Raw genomic sequence first — 21,236 nt, forward strand, 5'->3', positions numbered from 1 at the left:
GATGGCCACGAAAGCCATGGAGCGGGTGGGCCTTAGAAACGCCCCCGCCGGTGACACGGACATGAACGCGCCGCCGATCGCAGACCGACGTCGCAGGCGGTACTTGGCGCCATTTGACACGAAATCGCCATTTTGTCGCCAGCGCGCCCGCGGATCGGACAGGAGATCGGGATTCGCAGCTAACACACGATTGGGCCGGCCGTGCAGGGGAGCGGCCATTTTCGTCAGAACCGCGGCACGTCCCAACGGACGCGAACCCGCGATCCCTCTCCTTATCGAGGCATCACACCCCTCCGAAAAGCGGAGCCCACTTTTCGGTCCGCCGCTCTAGCTGCGGAAATGCTTGGAGAGCTTCAGGGCCTGGCCCTGGTAATTCGAGGTGCCGATCTCGCCATAGAGCGCATCGGGCTCGGCCGCCATCTTCTCGAAGGCGAGCCGGCCGACGACCTGGCCGTCCTCCAGCACGAAGGGCACCTCATGGCTGCGCACTTCGAGCACGCCGCGGCTTCCGGGCGCGCCATCGGCGCCGACGCCGAAGCCGGGATCGAAGAAGCCGGCATAGTGGACCCGGAACTCGCCCATGCTCGGATCGATCGGCGCCATCTCGGCAGCAAAGCCCGCCGGGATGTGCAGGCGCTCCTTCGAGGCGAGGATGTAGAACTGGTGGGGATCGAGGATCAGGCGCTTGCGGCCCTTGGTGTAGAGCGGCGTCCAGAAATCCTCGACGGCGTACTGGCCGACGCGATCGACATCGATCACATCGGTGAAGCGCTGGGCCTGGTAGCCGATGATCTCGTCATCGCTGGCGCCGGCGAGATGGATGCGAAAGACGAGGCCGTTGCGGATCGTCGCTGGTCCGTCGACCAGCGGCGTGCGCTCATGGACGAGACGCAGATCCCGGTCCGAAACCCGAAAGCCCGAGGCCTCCTCCTGGCCCCCGCCACGGCGGCGGAAGCGGAGCTGGTTGAGCCGGCTGCCCTTGCGAACCTTGATGGAGAAGCTCGACGGCGAGATCTCGGCGTAGAGCTTGCCGGAATACCCGCCGGCGACGCTGTCGAAGACCTCGCTGCGGTCGGCGATCAGCCGCGTGAAGACGTCGAGCCGCCCGGTCGAACTCTTCGGATTGGCGAAGGCCGAGATCGTCGCCGGCAGGTCGACAAGTGACTCCATCAACTCGACGACATAGACGCAGTTCTTCTCGAGGATGGCGCCGTTCTCGAGCGAGACCTCGTCCTGGGCGAGATCCTCGAGCACCTGCTCGACGCTCTTGTTCAGCCCGGGCAGGAAGCTGGCGCGAACGCGATAGGCCTTGTCGCCGAGGCGCAGATCGAGGCTCGCCGGCTGGTACTGGCTCTCGGCGATCACCCCCGAGATCGAGCGCACCATGCCGCGGCCGACGAGGGTGCGGATGTCCTGGCGCGGCAAGACGCCGGACTTGCCGCTGAGCGAGGCGGAGGCCGGCTCCACGAGCTCGGTCGGCATGTCGGAGGATGTCACCATTGGACCGAACCTCTAAACAGGCGGCGATCATACAGCAAGCCCGCCGCCTTCGCGCCTGCGAGACCATTTTCGCGCCAGTTGTCCACGCCGGAAACGCGCCGGCGCAGCGCCGAGCCCGCGCTTCGCGCTTGAGCCGGGAGCCGGCTCCGGGGCATAACGACTGAACGATATCCGGCGGGAGAAGACCGCGCCTGCGGGCACGGAGCCTCAGATCATGTACCAGGCCGAAACCCATGGCGTGCGGGTCACCGTCTCGCCGAGATTCATGGAGGCGGAGTCGACGCCGGCGCAGGGCCGCTATTTCTGGGCCTATACGATCGAGATCGTGAACCTCTCCGACCATGCCATGCAATTGATGACGCGGCACTGGGTGATCACCGATGGCCGCGGCGAGGTCCATGAAGTCCGTGGCGAGGGCGTCGTCGGCAAGCAGCCGGTCCTGCAGCCCGGCGAGAGCTTCAGCTACACCTCCGGCTGCCCGCTGATGACGCCCGACGGCAGCATGAGCGGCTCCTATGCCATGCTCGGCGATGACGGCACGACCCTAGAGGTCGCAGTGCCGCTGTTTCCGCTCGATTCACCTTATGTGAAGAAGGTCCTGCATTGAACGCCTCCGCACGTCCGACCGGGCAGCGCTACCAGCCGCTCGACATGCTCGCCCGGCTAGTCGCCTTCGATACGGTCAGCCACAAATCCAACCTGCCGCTGATCGACTTCGTCGAGGATTATCTGTCCGGCTGGGGTGTCGCCTCGACCCGGTTCCCGAACGCGACCGGCGACAAGGCCGCGCTGTTCGCGACGATCGGCCCGCAGGATCGCGGCGGCGTGCTGCTCTCGGGCCATACCGACGTGGTGCCGGTCGAGGGCCAGGCCTGGTCGCGCGATCCCTTCACCCTGCATGTCGAGAACGGCCGGGCGTATGGCCGCGGCGCCGTCGACATGAAGGGTTTTGTCGCGCTGGCGCTCGCACTGGTACCGGACTTCCTGGCGGCCGGGCTCAAGACGCCGATCCACCTGTTCTTCTCCTATGACGAGGAGGTCACCTGCCTCGGCGTCGTCGACGGCATCGCGGAGATGGGCAAGAGCCTGCCGCGGCCGCGCGCCGTCCTCGTCGGCGAGCCGACCTCGCTCGACATCGCCGATGCGCATAAGGGCATCCGCACCTTCTTCACCGGGATCACCGGCTTCGCCGCGCATTCGTCCAAGCCGCATCTCGGCGCCAGCGCCGTGCATGCCGGCACGCGGCTGGCGGCCGAACTGGTGCGCCTCGCCGATGAGCGCGAGACGCAGATCGACGAGAGCGGCCGCTTCGATCCGCCCTATGACACGATCCATGTCGGCAAGTTCCAGGGCGGCATCGCCCGCAACATCCTGGCCGATCGCTGCGATCTGTCCTGGGAAGTCCGCACCCTGCCCGGCTCCGATCCGGAGGCGGTGCCGGCGCGCTTCGCCGCCCTGTCGCAGGAGGTGCTCGCCCGGATGCGGAAGACCGCGCCGAGCGCTGCGATCGAGACGGTGATGAGCTCGGACGTCCCCGGCCTCGCGCCCGATCCCGGCTCGGAAGCCGAGACGCTGGCGATGCGGCTCGCCGGCCGCAACAGCACGATCGCCGTCGCCTATGCCACCGAGGCCGGGCATTTCCAGCGCGCCGGCCTGCCGACCGTGGTCTGCGGGCCCGGCTCGATCGACCAGGCGCATCAGCCGGACGAGTACATCACGCTGGAGCAATTCTCGGCCGGCGAGGCCTTCATGCGCCGGCTGATGGAGCAGTGCCGGGCGTAAGCGATGCCGTCATGGTCGGGCTTGCCCCGACCATCCTCGTCTTTGCTTCACTGATCGAATACGGCGTTCAAGGCGTGGCTGCTCGCCACGAGGGCGAGCATGACGCTTTCTATTGTCCCGCCGCGATCTCCGCCTCGACCTCGGCCGGGTCGAAGCCGTAGCGTCGCGAGCAGAACTCGCAGGTGACGACCAGCGAGCCGTCATCGGCGATCATCGCCTTGCGGTCCTCGAGCGGGAAGCCTCTGAGCATGCCGAGCACGCGCTCGCGCGAGCAGCGGCAGGCGTCACGCACCGGAATCGGCTCGAAGACATGGGCGCCGCGCTCGTGGAATAGCCGGTAGAGCAGCCGCTCGCTCTCCAGCGTCGGGTCGAGCAGCTCATGGTCCTCGATCGTGCCGACCAGCGAACGCGTCTCGGCCCAGGCATCGTCGGCAATGCCGTCATGATCGCCGCCCGCCAGGATCTCGTGCCCCTCCGGCGCATCGCCGGGCGAGAGCTCGGCGGCGCGCATCCGGTCCGGCGAGTTCGGCATGAACTGAACGATCAGCCCGCCGGCACGCCAGGCGAGTCCGCCGCCGGTCAGGACCGAGCCGACGCCGAGCCGGATCCGGGTCGGAATCTGCTCGGACTGGCGGAAATACTGGTGGCCCGCCTCTTCCAGGCTCTGGCCGTCGAGCGCGACGACGCCCTGATAGCGCGTCGCTTCCGAGCCCTGGTCGACGGTCATGGCGAGATGGCCGCGGCCAAGCAGCTCGCCGGTCGAAACGGCTCCGGCATCGATCGCCTGCGCCAGCCGGTCGGCATCGTAATGCGCCATGGCGCGATAGCTGTCCGGCGCGTTGAAGTCGACGACCAGCATCGAGATCGGCCCGTCGCTCTTGGTCTGGAGCTGGAAACGCCCCTCCGATTTCAGGGTCGTGCCGAGCATCACGGTCAGCGCCGCAGCCTCGCCGAGCACCCGCGCGACGGGCTCGGGATAGCGATGGCGGTCGAGGATCTGGTCGAGCGAGAGCCCGAGCCTGACGACACGGCCACGGATGTCGAGCGCCGGCACCGCATAGGGCAGAACCCGGTCGTCCGGCGCCGCAGCACCGACGGCAGCGTTCTCGGCCATCACGTCGCCACCGCGCCGAAGCACCAGGCCAGAATGCCCTTCTGGGCATGCAGCCGATTCTCGGCCTCGTCGAACACTGCCGATTGCGGACCGTCCATCACCGCGTCTGTGACTTCCTCGCCGCGCGATGCCGGCAGGCAATGCATGAAGATCGCATCCTTCCCGGCGCGGCCGAGCAGGCGCTCGTCGACCTGATAGGGACGCAACAGGTTGTGGCGCGTGCCTTCCTCGTCGCCCATCGAGACCCAGCAATCGGTGATGACGCAATCAGCGCCTTCGACGGCGGCCTCGGGTCGGTTGGTCAGGGAGAGCTTGGCGCCCTGCTTGCGGGCCCAGTCGATCAGCGCGGGCGGCGGCGCCAGTTCCTCGGGCGTCGCGATGGCGAGCTCGAAATCGAGCCGGCCGGCGGCGTGCACCCAGGAGGTCAGGACATTGTTGGTGTCGCCGGTCCAGGCGATGCGCTTGCCCTTGATCGGCCCCTTGCGCTCCTCGAAGGTCATGACGTCGGCCATGACCTGACAGGGATGCTGGCGCTTGGTCAGGCCGTTGATCACCGGGACGGTCGCGTATTTCGCCATTTCGACCACGGAATCATGGTCGAGCATGCGGATCATGATCGCGTCGACATAGCGCGAGAGCACCCGCGCCGTGTCGGCGATGGTCTCGCGCTCGCCGAGCTCGATCTCCTGGCCGGTCACCATCATCGGCGAGCCGCCGAGCTCGCGGATGCCGACATCGAAGGAGACGCGGGTGCGCAGCGAGGGCTGCTCGAAGATCATGGCGATGACCTTGCCCTCGAGCAGGCGATCGCCCGCAGCGGCCGGGGTGCGGCGCCGCGCCTTGATCTCGTTGCCGGCGCGCAGGATCGCCTGCAGCTGCTCGCTGGAGAAATCGGACAGGTCGAGGAAGTGACGCACTGGAGTCCCCATACTCATTCCGCCGCCGGCCGGGCCAGCGTCGCCTCGACGGCGCCGGCCGCCTTGTCGAGCCGCGCGAGCGCCTCGCCGACCTCGGCATCGCCGATGATCAGCGGCGGCAACAGGCGCACGACATTGTCGCCGGCGGCGACGACGAGCAGGCCGGCGGCGCGCGCCTCGGCGACAAAATCGGTGTTCGGGGTGCGCAGCTTGAGGCCGAGCATCAGGCCCTGGCCGCGGATCTCCTCGATCACGTCGGGATGCTTGTCCTTGAGCTCGGCGAGCGACTGCTTCAGCCGCAGGCTGATCTGGGCGACGTGCTCGATGAAGCCGGGCTCGAGAATGACGTCGAGCACGGCGTTGCCGACCGCCATGGCCAGCGGATTGCCGCCGAAGGTGGTGCCATGCGTGCCGAGCACCATGCCGGCCGCCGCCGCCTCGGTGGCAAGGCAGGCGCCCATCGGAAAGCCACCGCCGATGCCCTTGGCGATCGACATGATGTCGGGCGCGACGCCGTTGTGCTCATAGGCGAAGAACTTGCCGGTACGGCCGACGCCGGTCTGGATCTCGTCGAAGATCAGGAGCAGGCCGTGCTCGTCGCAGAGCTGGCGCAGCAGCTTGAGGAAGCGCATCGGCACCGAGCGCAGGCCGCCCTCGCCCTGGATCGGCTCGATCATCAGCGCCGCGGTCTCCGGCGTGATCGCCGCGCGCAGCGCCGCCTCGTCGTCGAAGGGCACCTGATCGAAGCCGTCGACCTTCGGGCCGAAGCCGTCGATGTATTTCTGCTGGCCGCCGGCAGCGATGGTCGCCAGCGTGCGGCCGTGGAAGGCGCCCTCGAAAGTGACGATGCGGTAGCGCTCGGGATGGCCCTGCGCCGCATGGTACTTGCGCGCCATCTTGATCGCGCATTCGTTCGCCTCGGCGCCCGAATTGGTGAAGAAGACGCGCTCGGCGAAGGTCGCCTCGCAGAGCCGGCGGGCGAGCTTCTCGCCGTCCGGCATCGCGTAGAGATTGGAGGTATGCCAGATGCGCTGGGCCTGCTCGGTCAGCGCCTTGACCAGATGCGGATGGGCGTGGCCGAGCGCGTTGACGGCGATGCCGGCGCCGAAATCGAGATAGCGCTGGCCATCGGCGGTGATCGCCCAGGCACCTTCGCCGCGCTCGAAGGCGACGGGTGCGCGCGCATAGGTCGGCAGCAGAACGGAGGCATTGGCGGAAACGGAAGCGGAGCTCATGGAGCGAGGTCCTCGCGACGGAACGTAACGGAAAGCGCTGGGCGCCGGAGTGTGAAGCGGTGGTTCGGGGCGCGGCGGCGATCTGCCAGCACGATGCGACCCCGCGGCGACGTTATCGTCGCAGGCCTTTCCCGTTTTCTCGTCGCGCCGTCAGCCGCATCGCTCGAAAGTCCGGATCGCTCAAAACATAAGCGCCGCCCCAAGGGCGGCCGCATTGAGAAGACTATGCAAAAGCGGTCCGGCACTGTCAATTCCGGCCGGGCGCCGCAGCGTTGCCAAATAGACTCACCTGACTGCGGGATCGAAGCTTTGTCTGGGGAAAAGACGATTTCCGATTCGGCGACTCTTGTGGCCGAGTCAAGCCATCTTGTATGGTCGGCCTCGTCAGATACGACATCTCGTGCGGCGTCTCCAGTATCGTCAGTTCCGAGCGTAGCGGTTTCCGTTCTTCGACGGGCGCTGCCGATATCGGATTCCGCCATGATCTTTTCCTATGCGTCGCCGGGCTATGGCGAGGCATGACGAAGACAGGTGAAATCGATGAGCGAAGCTGGAGCCTGGACCGACGAACGCGTCGAACTGCTCAAGAAGCTCTGGAATGACGGACTGAGCGCCAGCCAGATCGCCGGCGAACTCGGCAGCGTCACCCGCAATGCTGTCATCGGCAAGGTCCACCGCCTCGGCCTTTCGGGCCGCGCCAAGAATCCCGGCTCGGCCGCGCCGCGCCCGCGCAAGCCGACGACGCGTCCGCCGGCCCATCCGATGGCGAGCCCTGCCGCCGCGAGCGGCGGCATGACCCGCGGCAACACGGCGCTCGCCCCGCAATTCGTCCCGGAGATCGAGGCGGAACCGGAAGCGGAGCACGTCCCGGCGGCCCCGGCCGAGGAGGTGGTGATCCCGTTCTCCGAGCGCGTCACCATCATGGACCTGCGCGAATATATGTGCCGCTGGCCGATGGGCGACCCGACCTCGCCGGAATTCCGCTTCTGCGGCGGCCGCTCGCTGACCGGCATGCCCTATTGCGGCTATCATGCCCGCATCGCCTACCAGCCGGCGGCCGACCGGCGCCGCGACCGCAGCAAGGTGCGCGCCTGACCCGGCACCCCTGTGTAGAAGAATTGAAGCCGGCCCTCGGGCCGGCTTTTCCATTGGTGGAGAGACGCCGATGCGCACCGCAGAACGTCCCGCGCCCGTCGAATATGCCTGCGCCCTGACGATCCGGGGCGGAGACATCCTGCTCGGACTGAGAGCCCCGCATCGCCGCAACAGACCGTCCTGCTGGGACACGATCGGCGGGCATGTCGAGCCCGACGAGACGATCGAGCAGGCACTGAGACGCGAATTGCAGGAGGAGATCGGTATCGAGCCGACCAGCTTCACGCGCTTGACCACCATCGAGACGACCGAGAGCGACGGCGTCACCCCGGCTCTGTGGCATCTGTTCGCGGTGACCGGCTGGGTGGGCGAAGCCCGGATCAGCAATGACGAGCACAGCGAGATCCGCTGGTTCGACCTCGCCGAGGCCCGCGAGCTGTCGCCGCTCGCCTCGGAAGCCTACCGTCCGGTCTTCGCCCGGCTCGCGGCCAGCTTCGCCGCAGCGCCATGACCAGTTTCGCGATCTATCTGGGGGCCGCGCTGGCCGAGATCGCCGGCTGCTTCTCGTTCTGGGCCTGGCTCAAGCTCGGCAAATCGGCCTGGTGGCTGCTGCCGGGGCTTCTGGCGCTGGCGCTCTTCGCCTGGCTCTTGACGCTGATCGACAGCGCCGCCGCCGGCCGGGCCTTCGCCGCCTATGGCGGGGTCTACATCGTCGCGTCGCTGGGCTGGATGTGGCTGGTCGAGAAGGTGCCGCCGGACCGTTTCGACCTCACGGGCGCAGCCCTTTGCCTCGCCGGCGCAGCGGTGATCGTCGCCGCGCCACGCGGAGCGTCGAACCTCCAGCCCTCATCCTGAGGAGCGATCGCAGATTGCGTCTCGAAGGATGAGGGCAGACTTGGCGCTCAGCTTCGCGCGAACGTCTCGTCGAAGGCGTAGCCGGCGCCGCGCACGGTGCGTAGCGGGTCCTTGGCGTCGTCGGGGGTGATCGCCTTGCGCAGGCGCCCGACATGGACGTCAACGGTGCGCTCGTCGATATAGACGTCGCGGCCCCAGACGGCGTCGAGCAGCTGGGCCCGCGAATAGACCCGGCCCGGGGCCTGCATCAGGAATTCGAGCAGGCGGAACTCGGTCGGACCGAGATGCAATTCGGCGCCTGCCCGGCGCACCCGCCGCGTCGTCCGGTCGAGCTCGAGATCGCCGGCGGTCAGCATGCCGACGACATGGCCGGGCTTGACCCGACGCAGCAGCGCCTGGATGCGGGCGATCAGCTCGGGCAGTGAGAACGGCTTGACCACATAGTCGTCGGCGCCGGTGGCGAGGCCGCGCACCCGCTCGGTCTCCTCGCCGCGCGCCGTCAGCATGATGATCGGCACCCGCTCCGTGTCGCGCCGGGCGCGCAGGCGCCGGCAGAGCTCGATGCCGGAAAGGCCGGGCAGCATCCAGTCGAGCAGGACGAGGTCAGGGGTATGGTCGCGCAAATGCAGCTCGGCATCGTCGCCGCGCGCGACGGTGTCGACCTCGAAGCCCTCGGCCTCGAGATTATAGCGGAGCAGCAGGGTCAGCGGCTCCTCATCCTCGACGATCAGGATGCGTGCAGGCATGTCGAGCCTCCGCTCAGGCGCCCATCCGCTCAGCCATTGGCCGCGGGCAGGTCGACCAGGATGTTGGTGGTGTCGAGCTTGGGCCGGCTCTCCTCCACCGACTGGCCGGTGATCAGGTAATGGATCGTCTCGGCGATGTTGGTGGTGTGATCGCCGATGCGCTCGACGTTCTTGGCGCAGAACAGAAGATGCGTGCAGAAGGTGATGTTGCGCGGATCTTCCATCATATAGGTCAGGAGCTCGCGGAAGAGCGAGGTGTAGAGCGCGTCGATCTCGTCGTCGCGGCGCCAGACCTCCATCGCCTTTTGCTCGTTGCTGGCGGCATAGGCGTCGAGCACGTCCTTGAGCTGCGCCTGGACCAGGCGGCTCATATGCTCGAGCCCGACCACGGCGCGGTGCGGCGGCGAGAACTGGCCGGAGATCGCGACCGCGCGCTTGGCGATGTTCTTGGCGAGGTCGCCGACGCGCTCGATGTCGGCGGCGATGCGGATCGCCGAGATCAGCTCGCGCAGGTCGTTGGCGAGCGGCTGGCGCCGGGCGATGGTCAGCACCGCCTTCTCCTCGACATCGCGCTGGAGGTTGTCGAGCCGCTGGTCGGCGGTGATGACCTTCTGGGCCAGCGCCGTGTCGCGGCGCACCAGCGCCACGGTGGAGTCGCCGAGCATGCGCTCGGACATGCCGCCCATCTCGGCCAGGCTGCGGCGCAGTCCTTCGAGGTCGGCATCATAGGAGCGGACGATATGGTCGGACATCGGGGCGAATCCTTCGAGGGCGAGCGGAACGGCAGGGCTCAGCCGAAGCGGCCGGTGACGTAGTCCTGCGTCTGCTTCTTGTTGGGGTTCATGAAGATAGTGTTGGTCGCGTCGAACTCGACGACCTCGCCGAGATACATGAAGGCGGTGTACTGCGAGACGCGCGCCGCCTGCTGCATGTTGTGGGTGACGATGACGATGGTGAAGTCGCTCTTCAGCTGCTCCAGCAGGTCCTCGATCTTGCCGGTCGAGATCGGGTCGAGGGCCGAGGTCGGCTCGTCGAACAGGATCACCTCGGGCTTCTGGGCGATGGTGCGGGCGATGCACAGGCGCTGCTGCTGGCCGCCGGAGAGCCCCATGCCGGAGCTCTTCAGCTTGTCCTTGACCTCGTCCCACAGGGCGGAGCGGCGCAGCGCGCCCTCGACGCGGTCGTCGAGCTCCGATTTCGGCGGCTTCTCGTAGAGGCGGATGCCGAAGGCGACGTTGTCGTAGATCGACATCGGGAAGGGCGTCGGCTTCTGGAAGACCATGCCGATGCGCGAGCGCAGCTCGTTGACGTCGACATCGTTGGAGATGACGTTGCGGCCGTCGAGCAGGACCTCGCCGGTGGCGCGCTGCTCCGGATAGAGCGAGTAGATCCGGTTGAAGATGCGCAGCAGGGTCGACTTGCCGCAGCCGGAGGGGCCGATCAGCGCGGTGACGTGGCGGTCACGGAAGCTGAGATTGACGTTCTTCAGCGCCTTGTGCTCGCCATAGTAGAAATCGAGGTTCTTCACCGCGATCCGGATCGGCGCCTGGGCGTCGAGGACCTGCGGGCTGAGTTCCAGGGTCGAGAGCATCGACATGTTCCTTCCGATCGGACGTGGTGCTCACTTGCCGCCGCGCACGATGCGCCGGGCGATAAGCGAGAGCAAAAGGATCGAGACGGTGATGATCAGCGAACCGGCCCAGGCGAGCTGCTGCCAGTTCTCGTAAGGGGCCGAGGCGAACTGATAGATCGTCACCGGCAGGTTGGAGACGCCGCCGACGAGGGTCGGCGAGAACCAGAAATTATTGTTCAGCGCGGTGAAGAGCAGCGGCGCCGTCTCGCCGGCGATGCGCGCCAGCGCCAGCAGGATGCCGGTGACCATGCCGGACTTCGCGGCCCGCCAGGTGATCGCGGTGATGACCACCGAAGGCGGGGCGCCGAGCGCAGAGCCGGCCTCGCGCAGCGGCGCCGGGACGAGGCGCAGCATGTCCTCGGTGGTGCGCACGATCACCGGGATCGCGATGATGCCGAGCGCGACGCCGCCGGCCCAGCCGGAATAGCCGCGGAAGGGCTCGACCAGGATGACGTAGACGAACAGGCCGATCAGGATCGAAGGCGCCGAGAGCAGGATGTCGTTGATGAAGCGGATCAGGTTGGCGAGCTTCGAGCCCCGGCCATACTCGGCGAGATAGGTCCCGGCGAGCACGCCGATCGGCGTCGCCAGCGCGATGCCGAGGAAGGTCAGCACGGCCGAGCCGACGATGGCGTTGGCAAGGCCGCCGCCCTCGGAACCGGGGCCGGGCGTCACCTGCGTGAAGGTGCCGGCCGAAAGCCCGCCGATGCCCTTCACCACCAGCATGCCGAGGATCCAGAACAGCACGGTGATGGCGACGAGGGTGAACGCCGTGGCGATGATCTTCATCAGCCGGTCGGCATTGCGGCGCGCCGGGCGGACGCGGCCCCAGGGCACTTCCGGGGTCATCGCGGGGGCGGCAGGAGGCGTCTGGTTCATCGGTTGCGCTTCCCTCAGAAGGACTTGACGCGCGCGACGAGGATACGCGCGATGACCAGGACAACGAAGGTGACGAAGAACAGGATGCAGCCGAGCGCGATCAGCGCGTGCAGCTGCAGGCCGAGCGCCTCGTTGAACTCGTTGGCGATGCGCGAGGCGATGGTCGAGCCCGGATCCATCACCGAGGCCGAGAGGCGGTTGGCATTGCCGACCACGAAGGTCACCGCCATGGTCTCGCCGAGGGCGCGGCCAAGGCCGAGCATGACCGCGCCGATGATCGAGACGCCGGCCTGCGGCACGAGCACGTAGCGCACGACCTCCCAGGTCGTCGCCCCGATGCCATAGGCGCTCTCGCGCAGCACCGAGGGGATCTGCTCGAGCATGTCGCGGGTGATCGAGGCGATGAACGGGATGATCATGAACGCCAGGATGATGCCGGCGGTCAGGATGCCGAGGCCCGAGGGCGAGCGCGAATAGAGGATGGTGCCGACGATCGGCATGCCCTCGACGATGTTCGAGAGCGGGATCTGCACATAGGCCGCAAAGAGCGGCACGAAGACGAAGAGCCCCCACATGCCGTAGATGATCGAGGGCACGGCGGCGAGCAGCTCGATCGCGGTCGAGACCGGCCGCTTGAACCAGGGCGGGGCGAGCTGGGTCAGGAAGACGGCGATGCCGAGCGAGAGCGGCACGCCGACGACGAGGGCGATCAGCGCGGTCGACAAGGTGCCGACGATCGCCGGAAAGGCTCCGTATTGCTCGTTCTGGGTGTCCCAGACGCTCGAGGTCAGGAAGCCGAACCCGAATTCGCGGAAGGCCGGCCAGCCGCCGGCGACCATTGCCGCGATGATGCCGGCAAGCAGCACCAGGACGAAAAGCGCCGCCAGGAAGCTGGCATTGCGGAAGACGAGGTCGAAGGTACCTTTCGGGGTCCGGCGAACGGCGGGCATTCCCGATGCCATCTGGTCAGTCACGGCGGCCATCCGAAGAACTCCGGTCGGTTTCAGGCGGGTCGAAGGGGCCGGAGCCGGCCCCTTCCTTTAACGTGGTCGCAGGGCGATCAGAAGATCGGCTTGCCGGCCGGGTCGGTGACGCCCTTCCAGGCGTTGCGGACCTGGTCCTTGACGCCCGCCGGCAGCGGCACATAGTCGAGACCGAGCGCCAGCTGGTCACCGTTCTTATAGGCCCAGTCGACGAATTTCAGCGCAGCCTGGGTCTCTTCCGGCTTCTCCGGCTTGGCATGGACCAGCAGGAAGGTGGCGGAGGTGATCGGCCAGGCCTGGGCGCCCTTCTGGTTGTTCAGCGAGATGCCGAAGCCGGGAGCCTCGTTCCAGTTGGCATTGGCCGCTGCGGCCTGGAAGGACTTGTCGTCCGGGGCCGGGAAGTTGCCGTCGGCGTTCTGGACGAGCGCATGGGCGAGCTTGTTCTGCTTGGCATAGGCGTATTCGACATAGCCGATCGAGTTGGCGACCTGCTTGACCGAGGCGGAGACGCCCTCATTGCCCTTGCCGCCGATGCCGACCGGCCACTGCACGGCGGTGTTGGTGCCGATCTTCGACTTCCACTCCGGCGAGACGCGCGAGAGATAGTCGGTGAAGACGAAGGTCGTGCCCGAGCCGTCCGAGCGGTAGACCGGGCTGATATTGGCCTCGGGAAGGGTCAGGCCGGGGTTCAGAGCGGCGATCTTCGGATCGTTCCACTTCTTGATCGTGCCGAGATAGATCTCGGCGATCAGCGGACCGGTCAGCTTCAGCTTGCCGGCCTCGATGCCGGGAACGTTGATCGCCGGGACGACGCCGCCCATCACGGTCGGGAACTGGACGAGACCGTCCTTGGCCAGGTCCTCGCCCTTGAGCGGGGCGTCGGTGGCGCCGAAGGCGACCGTCTTGGCCTTGATCTGGCGGATGCCGCCACCCGAGCCGATCGACTGGTAGTTGAGACCGATATTGGTCTCCTTCTTATAGGCCTCAGCCCATTTGGCGTAGATCGGGAAGGGGAAGGTCGCGCCGGCGCCGGTGATGTCGGCGGCCTGGACGGCGCCCGAGAACCCGACAGCCGCAGCCGCGAGAATGAGAAGTTTGCGCATGAGATGTCCTCTCTGGGTCGCAAGGTCTAGCGGCGCGCAAAAACACCCGCGATATGACAGCCAGATGACAGATCGTCATCAAGCCGCAGCGGCAGCCGTCACATTTCGTTAACGGCCTGCCTCGGCCAGCAGCGGCAGGATCGCCTTGAAGGTCGCGCCCTCGCCGACGACGCTCTCGATCGTCAGCCTGCCGCGATGGCGCAGCACGATGTGCTTGACGATGGCGAGGCCGAGCCCGGTGCCGCCCGCCTCGCGGCTGGCGGCATTGTCGACGCGGTAGAAGCGCTCGGTCAGGCGCGGCAGATGTTCGGCAGCGATGCCCGGCCCGTCGTCGCGCACGCTGAAGCTGGCCTCGGCACCGCCTTCGATCCTGATCACGACCTCGCCGCCGGGCTTGCCATATTTGATCGCGTTCTCGACGAGGTTCTCCATCAGCCGCAGCAATTCGTCGCGGTCTCCTGCCACCACGACCGGCCGCGGCGGCAGATCGAGCCTCAGGGAGACGTCTCGCTCGCGCGCCATCAGGACGAGCGCGTCGAGGATGGTGCGCGCGATCTCGCCGAGATCCACCGGGGTCTGCGGCGCCAGATGCGCCTTGAGCTCGATGCGCGAGAGCGAGAGCAGGTCGTCGACCAGCCGCGCCATGCGCAGGGCCTGCTGGCGCATGATCTGCAGGAAGCGCTCGCGGGCCGCCTCGTCATTGCGGGCGGGCCCCTGCAGGGTCTCGATGAAGCCGAGCACGGAGGCGAGCGGCGTGCGCAATTCATGGCTGGCATTGGCGACGAAGTCGACGCGCATGCGCTCGGTCAGGCGCTGCTCGCTCAGATCCTCGAAGGTCAGCAGCACGGCGCTTCGGACACCGGGGCCGGCAAGCGCGACGATATGGATGCGGAAGGTGCGCTCGATCGGCACCCTTTCGATCAGCTCGATGGCCCGCCGGCCGCCCTGGCGCGAGACCTGGTCGATCGCGTCGATCAGGTCGGGGTCGCGCATCACCAGCGCGAGCTGCTTGCCCTTTTCCAGCCCGGCGATCAGCGAGCGGGCGGCCGGGCTCAGGGCCTGGATGGCGCCCTGCTCGTCGAGCAGGATCACGGCGACGCCGGTCGCCTCGATCAGCGCCGCAGTGACGGGGGCTCGGGGGTCGACCAGCTCGTGCATGACTAGCGCGCGCAGCGAGCCGGGACGACAAGGTGCCGGGCCGGGGCGCCGGCTGCGAAGGTCGCTCGCGCAAGGCGCGATCCCGTCTGATCCTGCGGCATGCTGCGCCCTTCCCTAGATTTCGTGGCGCCTGATCCGCCGTCCCATCTCGTTCAGCGCCAGCAGCACCAGCGCCAGGATGAAGGGCAGGATGTAGTAGATGATCCGGAACAGCAGCAGCGCTCCGAGCACCTGCTCGAAGGGCATGCGGCTGAGCGCGATCAGCATCGTCGCCTCGAAGACGCCGAGCCCGCCCGGCGCATGGCTGGCGATGCCGATCAGGCAGGCGAAGATATAGGCGGCGAGGAAACTCTCATAGGAGAGGTTGTAGCCGCCCGGCAGCAGCACGAAGAGCACGGCCGCGGCGGCCGAGACCTCGCAGGCGCCGAGCAGCATCTGGCCCAGCGTCACGCCGAGGCCGGGCAGCGGCAGGTTCCAGCCGCGCACCCGCAAGGTCCGTTCGTCGGTCGCGACCCAGAAGAGATAGCCGAGGATGCCGAGGCCGGTGGCGGCGCCGACCGCCTGGATCACCAGGGGCGAGGTTCGCGCCAGCTGTGCGACCGATTCCGTCGCATAGAACAGGCTGACGCAGAAGATCATGCCGAGGCCGAGCCAGAAGGTCAGGCCGGCGATCACCGTGAGGCTCGCGACCTCCGAGGCGCGCACGCCCTTGGCGGCATAGACCCAGTAGCGCACCGTGCCGCCGGTAACGATCGGGAAGCCGAGGGTGAAGGAGACCGAATAGCTGGTGAAGGAGCCGAGCGCCGTCGTGCGATAGGGGATCGAGAGGCCGAGCCGGCGCAAGGCGAGCGCGTCATAGCCGGTGAGCAGGAGATAGCTCAGCGCGGTGAAGGCGAGCGCCAGAGAGAGCTGCCGCAGGCTGGCATTGGCGAAGGCCTTGGCCAGCTCGCCGGGCTCGATCTCGCGGGCGATGAAATAGAGCACCACCAGCGAGGCCGCGAAGATGATCGTGCTGGCGAGCGGGCCGAGCCACCACCAGCGGCTGCGCTTGCGCAGCGGCATACCTGGCTCGTGCGGGCCGAAAGACATGCAGGCTCTTGTCGTGTTGATGCCCAGGTCTCGGCGGGCGATGCGGATTGCGGGGCGGAACCGCCCGGACCCGAGAGATAGCGCCTCGGCGGCGAACCACAAGCGCGCGCCGCGCGGCGAATGCGCACCATGTGGCCGGCGCAGGGTCACCGGACCGCCCTTTGCGACGGTCCAGTGACAATGACGCAGCCTGCCGGGCTAGCCCTGCCCGGCCGCGGCGCGCGCGAAGAAAGCCTCCGGCCCGTCGACCTCGTGCAGGCGCCGGTTCTCGATCTGCCAGAAGCGGTTACCGACCGCCCGGACGAAGCTGCGATCATGCGAGACCAGGAGACAGCTGGCGTCCTGCGCGGTGAGCTCGGCCTCGAGCGCCTCCTGGCCCTCGATGTCGAGATGATTGGTCGGCTCGTCGAGCAGATAGAAGTTCGGCCGGGCGAGGCGCAGCGCCAGCATGGCAAGGCGCGCCTTCTGGCCGCCCGACAGCGCCCGGATCGGATTTTCCTGCAGCTCGATCGCAATGCCGGCGCCGGCGAGCAGGCTCCGCGCCGGCTGGTCGCCGACATCGAAGCGGCGGCTGATCAGCCGGTGCGGCGTCTCGCCATCGGGATACTCGCTCAGTTGCTGGCTGGCGAAGCCGGGGACCAGCGAGGGCGTCGCCCTCACACCGGCAATCTCCCGCCCGGCGATCGCCGCCTGGATCAGGCCGATCAGGCAGGTTTTGCCGGCGCCGTTGCCGCCGAGCAGCACGATGCGGTCGCCCGGGTTGATCCAGCGCTTGCCGGTCCTGAACAGCAGGGTTCCGTCCGGCGTCGCGACCGGAAGGTCCTCGAGCGTCAGCAGGGCGCGCGCATGCGTGCCGGCATGGGCGAGCCTGATCGCGCCGGCCGAGCGCTCGCGATGCGCCGGCCGCGCCGCCTCCTCCAGCGTCTCGGCCCGCTGCCGGAGCTGCCTCGTCTTGCTGAGCAGGAGGTCGCTGCCGGAATTGATGCCGATATTGTTGAGCTTGGCCGCCTGGCGCCGCAATTGCTGGACGGTCTTGATGTCGCGCTCGTAGCGGCGCGCATCGGCGGCGTCGATCTCGTCGAGGGCGATCCGCGCCCGCGAATAGGGCAGCGGGAATACTTGCGACCGCTCCTGGCGTAGGAACAGCGTCCGGTCGGTGACGGCGTCGAGGAAGGCGCGGTCATGGCTGGCGACGACCACGGCCATGTCGCGCGGCAGCGCGGCGAGCCAGTTTTCGAGCTGGCCGATGCGTCCGAGATCGAGATGGTTGGTCGGCTCGTCGAGCAGCAGGAGATCCGGCTCGGTGACGGAGACGCGGGAGAGCATGGCGAGCCGCTGCCAGCCGCCGCTCAGCTCTCCGAGCCGCCGCTGGCGCAGCGCTTCGGGCACGTCGAGGGAATCGAGCGCGACTTCGACGCGCCAGTGCTCGCTCTGCGCCTGCTCGGCCGGCAGCGCACCGAGCACCAGCTCCCGGAACGGCAATTCCGCGAGCCGTAGCGGGATATCCTGCTCGACATGGCCGATGCGAAGGCCGCGCGAGCGGGTGATCTCGCCGCTGCCGGGCTCGGCCGTGCCGGCAAGGCAGCGCAGCAGGGTCGACTTGCCCCGGCCATTAGCGGCGACGAGGCCGAGCCGGTCGCCGGGTGTGATCGCAAGCGTGAGATCGGAGAACAGCGGCGCGCCCAGCGTGACGCCGAGCTTCCGCAGATTGATCATGGTCATGGTTCAGGTCTCTGGACTGCCCGAGCCGTCATTTGGCAGAGCGCGCCCCGGCGCCCATGCCTCGAATGCGAAACGCCGGGTCGGCGTCGGCTCGATTGAGTGGAACAGGGCGCAGGACATCCGGGCGATGAGGCCAGATGCTGCGCCACCACGAAGGGCAGACCGAAAAGAGAACCGAAAGGGATCGCCTCTGAGGTCAGCCCTGCAAGCTAGCCTTGCAGGGCCTGAACGGGGCCGCGCTGACGATGGTGACGAAAGAACGTGATCACGCAGCCCTCCTGTCTCGTGTGGGTCGATGTGACGGAATTAGCGCCATTCGACGCGAGCGACAAGGCTCAGGCGGTCTTACGGAAGATCCGGAGCGTCTTGAACTCGCCGATTTCCTCGACCGGGCGCGTTTTCGCCCATTCCGCGATGATCGGCTTGGCCGTCTCATAGGCGAAAGAGCCGGTGTAGAACAGGATGTGGCCGCCGGCATCGGTCTGGTCGGTGAAGAGCTGCATCACCTCGAGATCGGTCAGCGCGCCATAGGCGTCGTTCTTCTCGCTGCGGAACTCGCAGGAATGGAACAGGGTGACGATGTCGAAGCGCGGCAGCAGCTTGGCATTGCTGGTGTAGATGTCACCGAAATAGGCGGAATAGCTCTTGGTGATGGTCGGATTGTCGATCGCCAGCTTGACGAAGGCGTCATATTCCTTCGGCGAGGCGGTGATCCCGAGCACGGTGCAGTCGAGCTCCGGCTCGGCGCAGCGGATGCCGATATAATGGTGGCCGCCGGTGCCGAAATGATAGATGCGCTTGCCGGTGATGCCCGCTTCCTCAAGCCATTCGACGAAATGCACGTCGCAGGGGCATTGCTCGACCCGCAGGCCCCAATAAACGTCCCAGATGTGCATCTGCATGGCAAAACTCCGTGGAAGCGAGGGGAAAGAAGCGCCGGGCGCGGCTGAACGCCGGCTGAATGCAAGGTTGGTTGGTGATCCTCAGCCGCCGCCGGCCTCGGCCAGAACGACGGGACGCGCCGACTCGGCGACGATGCGGGCGACACCGCCGGCGCGGCGCATGGTGAGATGGCGGCAGGCAACCTCGGCGAAGCCCGGGCTCTGGCCGATCAGCAGCATGATCGCCTGCGGACGCGTCGCCCTGATATGCGCCAGCAGCTCCAGCGCCGCCTCGGTCTCCAGCCCGCTAGTCGCCTCGTCGAGCACGAGGATGTCGGGATTGGCGAGTTCGGCTCGCGCCAGGGCCAGTCGCTGCCGGTCGCCGGTGGTCAGCGCCTTGTCCCAGTCGCGCGGCTGGTCGATCTGCGGCACGAGCCCGGCGAGCCCATAGCTGCGCAGCGCTTCCTTCGCCGCCTCGACGCTGTGGTCGCCGGCCGGATCGAGCGCGGCGCGCAGGCTGCCTTCCGAGAGATGCAGTTTTTGCGGCAGCACCGCCAGCCGCGCCTCGGCCGGCAGCGCGACGCTGCCCCGGCCCCAGGGCCAGAGCCCGGCGACCGCCTGGATCAGCGCCGCCTTGCCATGGCCGAGCTCGCCCGCGACATGCAGCGTCGCGCCCGGCGGCAGTTCGACGGCGAAATCGGCCAGCAGGGTCCGCCCGTCGCGATCGGTCAGGGTGAGGTCCCCCAGCCGCAGGCAGCCATCGGCGCTGGTCTCGACCGCGATCTCGCCGCCGGAATGGCCATGATCGAGCGTACCGAGCGCGACCGCGAGCTCGTTGACCCTCCGTGCCGAGGCCAGCCATTCGGCAATGCGCATGAAATTGTCGAGCACCCAGTTGAAGGCATTCTGGACGGCGACGAAGGCGGCGGCGACCTGGACGACATCGCCGAGCGACATCTCGCCGGAGAGATATTTTGGCGCGGCAAGCAGGAGCGGCACCACCGGGACCAGTGCACCGCTGCCATTGGTAATCCAGGTCAGCCGGCCGCGCTGGCGGATCATGGCGAGCCAGCGCCCGACGAGATTGTCATAGGTCGCGGCGACGGCGCGGCGCTCGCCGGTCTCGGAGCGCGACAGCGCGATGGTCTCGCCATGGTCGCGGATGCGCATCAGCGAGAAGCGCAGGCGCGCCTCACCCTCGTTGCGGGCGGCGATCAGGCGCGGCAGCGGCCGGCCGACCCAGGTGATCAGGCCGGAGACCAGCACCGCGTAGACGATCGCCGCGAGCACCATATAGGCGGGAATCCGAAAGCTCGTGCCGCCGGCTGCGACGGTCAGCGCGCCGCCGATGCTCCAGAGGATGCCGATGAAGGTGATGGCGGTGATCACCGCCGAGAGCAGGCCGATGGCGAAATCGACCACCGGTTCGGTCGCCCAGCGGACATCGTCGGCGATGCGGTATTCGGGATTGGCCGGCTCGTAGCCGGAAAGGCCGAGCCGGTAGAAGCGGCGCTCGCCGATCCAGCCATCGGCGAGCCGCGCCGTGACCCAGGCGCGCCAATGGACCTGGAATGTTTCCCGTGAAACCAGGATGACGACGCCGAGTCCGGCGGCGATCAGCACCAGCACCGGAAAGACCGCCATCGCGATCAGGGCGCTTTCGCCGTCCTTCTTTTCGAGCGCGTCGAAGAACCAGCCATTCCAGCGGTTGACGGTGACATTGGCGAAGACGGCGAGGATGATCGCGCTCGCCAGGGTGACCGACCAGAGCCAGGCCTTGCCGGCACTGGCGCCGCGCCAGAAGCCGCCGGTCAGCCGGGCAAAGCTCTTCGCGACCTGCCAGTCCGATGGCTGGCCGGCATCCCTGGCATGCTGGTCGAGCGCCTTCAGCACAACCCTTTGATCCCCCCGGATCGCGACGTCGCGGGCGGCGGCCAGCCAGGTTTTCCCGGTTCAGACCGCGCCCATGATGCCGCTTAGTCAGCCCGGGATGAACTGCGGCTGAATGAAAGCGTCAGCGACGCCGGGAGGGAGCGCTCAGGCCGCCTTCGCCTCCTCGCCCAAAATCCGGGCCAGGCTCTCGAGCAATTCGCGCGAGCCCTCCTCGCGATGGACCGGGTCGTCATTGCCGCCGAGATAGGCGCCCTGCTCGGTGAAGACGAGCTTCGTGCCGCTGCCCTCCGGAAGGTATTCCATGGTCAGCAACGAGCCCGAGAGCGGCACGCCGTCGATCGCCATCGCATAGGCGAGGATGATGCGCTCGTTCGGCTGGATCACCTGATAGACCGATTCATTGGTGATCGGCGGGCCGCCCTGATAGCGGAAACGGCTACGCTCGAAGCCGCCGACGCGGAAATCGACGTCGAACTGCTCGACCGTCCAGCCCTCGCCCTCGGCGAACCAGCGGCGCTTGATCGCGGGGTCGGCAAAGGCGGCGAAGACCTTGGCGGGCGGCGCGGCATAGCTGCGCTCGATGGTGAAGCTCGCATGGGTGACGGGAGTCCGGCTCATGAGCGTTTTCCTTTCACTGAGCGGTTGGTCGTC

The 21,236-nt window shown here is 67.6% G+C and carries 21 protein-coding genes; 5 read left to right on the top strand and 16 right to left on the bottom strand.

What is annotated here, in order from left to right:
• Positions 1 to 327 precede the first annotated feature (327 nt).
• Positions 328 to 1,500 carry a 2'-deoxycytidine 5'-triphosphate deaminase gene (locus tag ACWGRX_RS11110; protein ID WP_452117584.1) on the bottom strand — a complete coding sequence of 391 codons (1,173 nt, stop codon included), beginning with the start codon at positions 1,498 to 1,500 and terminating at the stop codon, positions 328 to 330.
• 214 nt (positions 1,501 to 1,714) lie between these two features.
• Here ACWGRX_RS11110 and apaG point away from each other — a divergent pair, with 214 nt between their 5' ends.
• Together apaG and argE are read left to right on the top strand one after the other, a co-directional pair.
• The gene (apaG, locus tag ACWGRX_RS11115; RefSeq protein WP_291639462.1) at positions 1,715 to 2,107 is read left to right on the top strand and encodes a Co2+/Mg2+ efflux protein ApaG; all 393 of its coding nucleotides are present in this window, start codon (positions 1,715 to 1,717) and stop codon (positions 2,105 to 2,107) included.
• Positions 2,104 to 3,282: an acetylornithine deacetylase gene (gene argE / locus ACWGRX_RS11120; RefSeq protein ID WP_452117585.1), complete on the top strand. Its 1,179-nt coding sequence runs from the start codon at positions 2,104 to 2,106 to the stop codon at positions 3,280 to 3,282. The genes apaG and argE overlap by 4 nt, the downstream gene beginning before the upstream one ends.
• 109 nt (positions 3,283 to 3,391) lie before the next feature.
• Here the strand turns inward: argE and ACWGRX_RS11125 are convergent, their stop codons facing one another.
• From ACWGRX_RS11125 to ACWGRX_RS11135, 3 genes are read right to left on the bottom strand one after another with little or no spacing between them, the layout of a single operon-like run.
• Positions 3,392 to 4,396, bottom strand: a complete 1,005-nt coding sequence (locus ACWGRX_RS11125; RefSeq protein ID WP_452117586.1) for an Hsp33 family molecular chaperone — start codon at positions 4,394 to 4,396, stop codon at positions 3,392 to 3,394.
• A complete protein-coding gene (argF, locus tag ACWGRX_RS11130; RefSeq protein WP_452117662.1) occupies positions 4,396 to 5,325 on the bottom strand; it encodes an ornithine carbamoyltransferase in 930 nt (309 codons plus the stop codon). The genes ACWGRX_RS11125 and argF overlap by 1 nt, the downstream gene beginning before the upstream one ends.
• Before the next feature lie 2 nt (positions 5,326 to 5,327).
• The gene (locus ACWGRX_RS11135; protein ID WP_452117587.1) at positions 5,328 to 6,548 is read right to left on the bottom strand and encodes an aspartate aminotransferase family protein; all 1,221 of its coding nucleotides are present in this window, start codon (positions 6,546 to 6,548) and stop codon (positions 5,328 to 5,330) included.
• Positions 6,549 to 7,088: 540 nt separating this feature from the next.
• Between ACWGRX_RS11135 and ACWGRX_RS11140 the strand changes: the two genes are divergently transcribed.
• The 3 genes from ACWGRX_RS11140 to ACWGRX_RS11150 all read left to right on the top strand — a co-directional run bounded on the left by ACWGRX_RS11140 (position 7,089) and on the right by ACWGRX_RS11150 (position 8,498).
• Positions 7,089 to 7,643, top strand: coding sequence for a GcrA family cell cycle regulator (locus ACWGRX_RS11140; protein ID WP_291639451.1), 555 nt, complete (start codon positions 7,089 to 7,091; stop codon positions 7,641 to 7,643).
• Positions 7,644 to 7,713: 70 nt separating this feature from the next.
• Positions 7,714 to 8,154, top strand: a complete 441-nt coding sequence (locus ACWGRX_RS11145) for an NUDIX hydrolase (protein WP_452117588.1) — start codon at positions 7,714 to 7,716, stop codon at positions 8,152 to 8,154.
• Positions 8,151 to 8,498 carry a YnfA family protein gene (locus ACWGRX_RS11150; RefSeq protein ID WP_452117589.1) on the top strand — a complete coding sequence of 116 codons (348 nt, stop codon included), beginning with the start codon at positions 8,151 to 8,153 and terminating at the stop codon, positions 8,496 to 8,498. The genes ACWGRX_RS11145 and ACWGRX_RS11150 overlap by 4 nt, the downstream gene beginning before the upstream one ends.
• A gap of 47 nt (positions 8,499 to 8,545) precedes the next feature.
• Here the strand turns inward: ACWGRX_RS11150 and phoB are convergent, their stop codons facing one another.
• From phoB to ACWGRX_RS11210, 12 genes are all read right to left on the bottom strand, one after another.
• On the bottom strand, positions 8,546 to 9,244 hold the full coding sequence (phoB, locus tag ACWGRX_RS11155) for a phosphate regulon transcriptional regulator PhoB (RefSeq protein ID WP_291639445.1): 699 nt from the start codon (positions 9,242 to 9,244) through the stop codon (positions 8,546 to 8,548).
• 29 nt (positions 9,245 to 9,273) lie between these two features.
• Complete coding sequence (phoU, locus tag ACWGRX_RS11160) at positions 9,274 to 9,996, bottom strand: phosphate signaling complex protein PhoU (RefSeq protein ID WP_066473331.1); 723 nt, start codon at positions 9,994 to 9,996, stop codon at positions 9,274 to 9,276.
• Positions 9,997 to 10,034: 38 nt separating this feature from the next.
• Entirely contained in the window at positions 10,035 to 10,841 is an 807-nt protein-coding gene (pstB, locus tag ACWGRX_RS11165) for a phosphate ABC transporter ATP-binding protein PstB (protein ID WP_291639442.1), read from the bottom strand.
• Positions 10,842 to 10,865: 24 nt separating this feature from the next.
• Positions 10,866 to 11,756 (bottom strand): phosphate ABC transporter permease PstA, encoded by an 891-nt coding sequence (pstA, locus tag ACWGRX_RS11170; protein ID WP_291639440.1) that lies wholly within the window; start codon positions 11,754 to 11,756, stop codon positions 10,866 to 10,868.
• Between the two features lie 14 nt (positions 11,757 to 11,770).
• Positions 11,771 to 12,739, bottom strand: coding sequence for a phosphate ABC transporter permease subunit PstC (gene pstC, locus ACWGRX_RS11175; protein ID WP_291648102.1), 969 nt, complete (start codon positions 12,737 to 12,739; stop codon positions 11,771 to 11,773).
• Positions 12,740 to 12,816: 77 nt separating this feature from the next.
• Positions 12,817 to 13,842 carry a phosphate ABC transporter substrate-binding protein PstS gene (gene pstS / locus ACWGRX_RS11180; RefSeq protein WP_291639436.1) on the bottom strand — a complete coding sequence of 342 codons (1,026 nt, stop codon included), beginning with the start codon at positions 13,840 to 13,842 and terminating at the stop codon, positions 12,817 to 12,819.
• A 108-nt stretch (positions 13,843 to 13,950) separates the two neighbouring features.
• Positions 13,951 to 15,000 (bottom strand): ATP-binding protein, encoded by a 1,050-nt coding sequence (locus ACWGRX_RS11185; protein WP_452117590.1) that lies wholly within the window; start codon positions 14,998 to 15,000, stop codon positions 13,951 to 13,953.
• Between the two features lie 114 nt (positions 15,001 to 15,114).
• Positions 15,115 to 16,062, bottom strand: a complete 948-nt coding sequence (locus ACWGRX_RS11190) for a lysylphosphatidylglycerol synthase domain-containing protein (RefSeq protein ID WP_452117591.1) — start codon at positions 16,060 to 16,062, stop codon at positions 15,115 to 15,117.
• Positions 16,063 to 16,287: 225 nt separating this feature from the next.
• Complete coding sequence (locus ACWGRX_RS11195; RefSeq protein WP_452117592.1) at positions 16,288 to 17,811, bottom strand: ABC-F family ATP-binding cassette domain-containing protein; 1,524 nt, start codon at positions 17,809 to 17,811, stop codon at positions 16,288 to 16,290.
• Positions 17,812 to 18,146: 335 nt separating this feature from the next.
• Positions 18,147 to 18,713, bottom strand: a complete 567-nt coding sequence (locus tag ACWGRX_RS11200; RefSeq protein ID WP_452117593.1) for a hypothetical protein — start codon at positions 18,711 to 18,713, stop codon at positions 18,147 to 18,149.
• Positions 18,714 to 18,794: 81 nt separating this feature from the next.
• Positions 18,795 to 20,585: an ABC transporter ATP-binding protein/permease gene (locus ACWGRX_RS11205; protein WP_452117594.1), complete on the bottom strand. Its 1,791-nt coding sequence runs from the start codon at positions 20,583 to 20,585 to the stop codon at positions 18,795 to 18,797.
• 144 nt (positions 20,586 to 20,729) lie between these two features.
• Positions 20,730 to 21,203, bottom strand: a complete 474-nt coding sequence (locus ACWGRX_RS11210) for an SRPBCC family protein (RefSeq protein ID WP_452117595.1) — start codon at positions 21,201 to 21,203, stop codon at positions 20,730 to 20,732.
• Positions 21,204 to 21,236 lie beyond the last annotated feature (33 nt).

The sequence above is a fragment of the Allobosea sp. NPDC055594 genome (genome assembly GCF_053618995.1).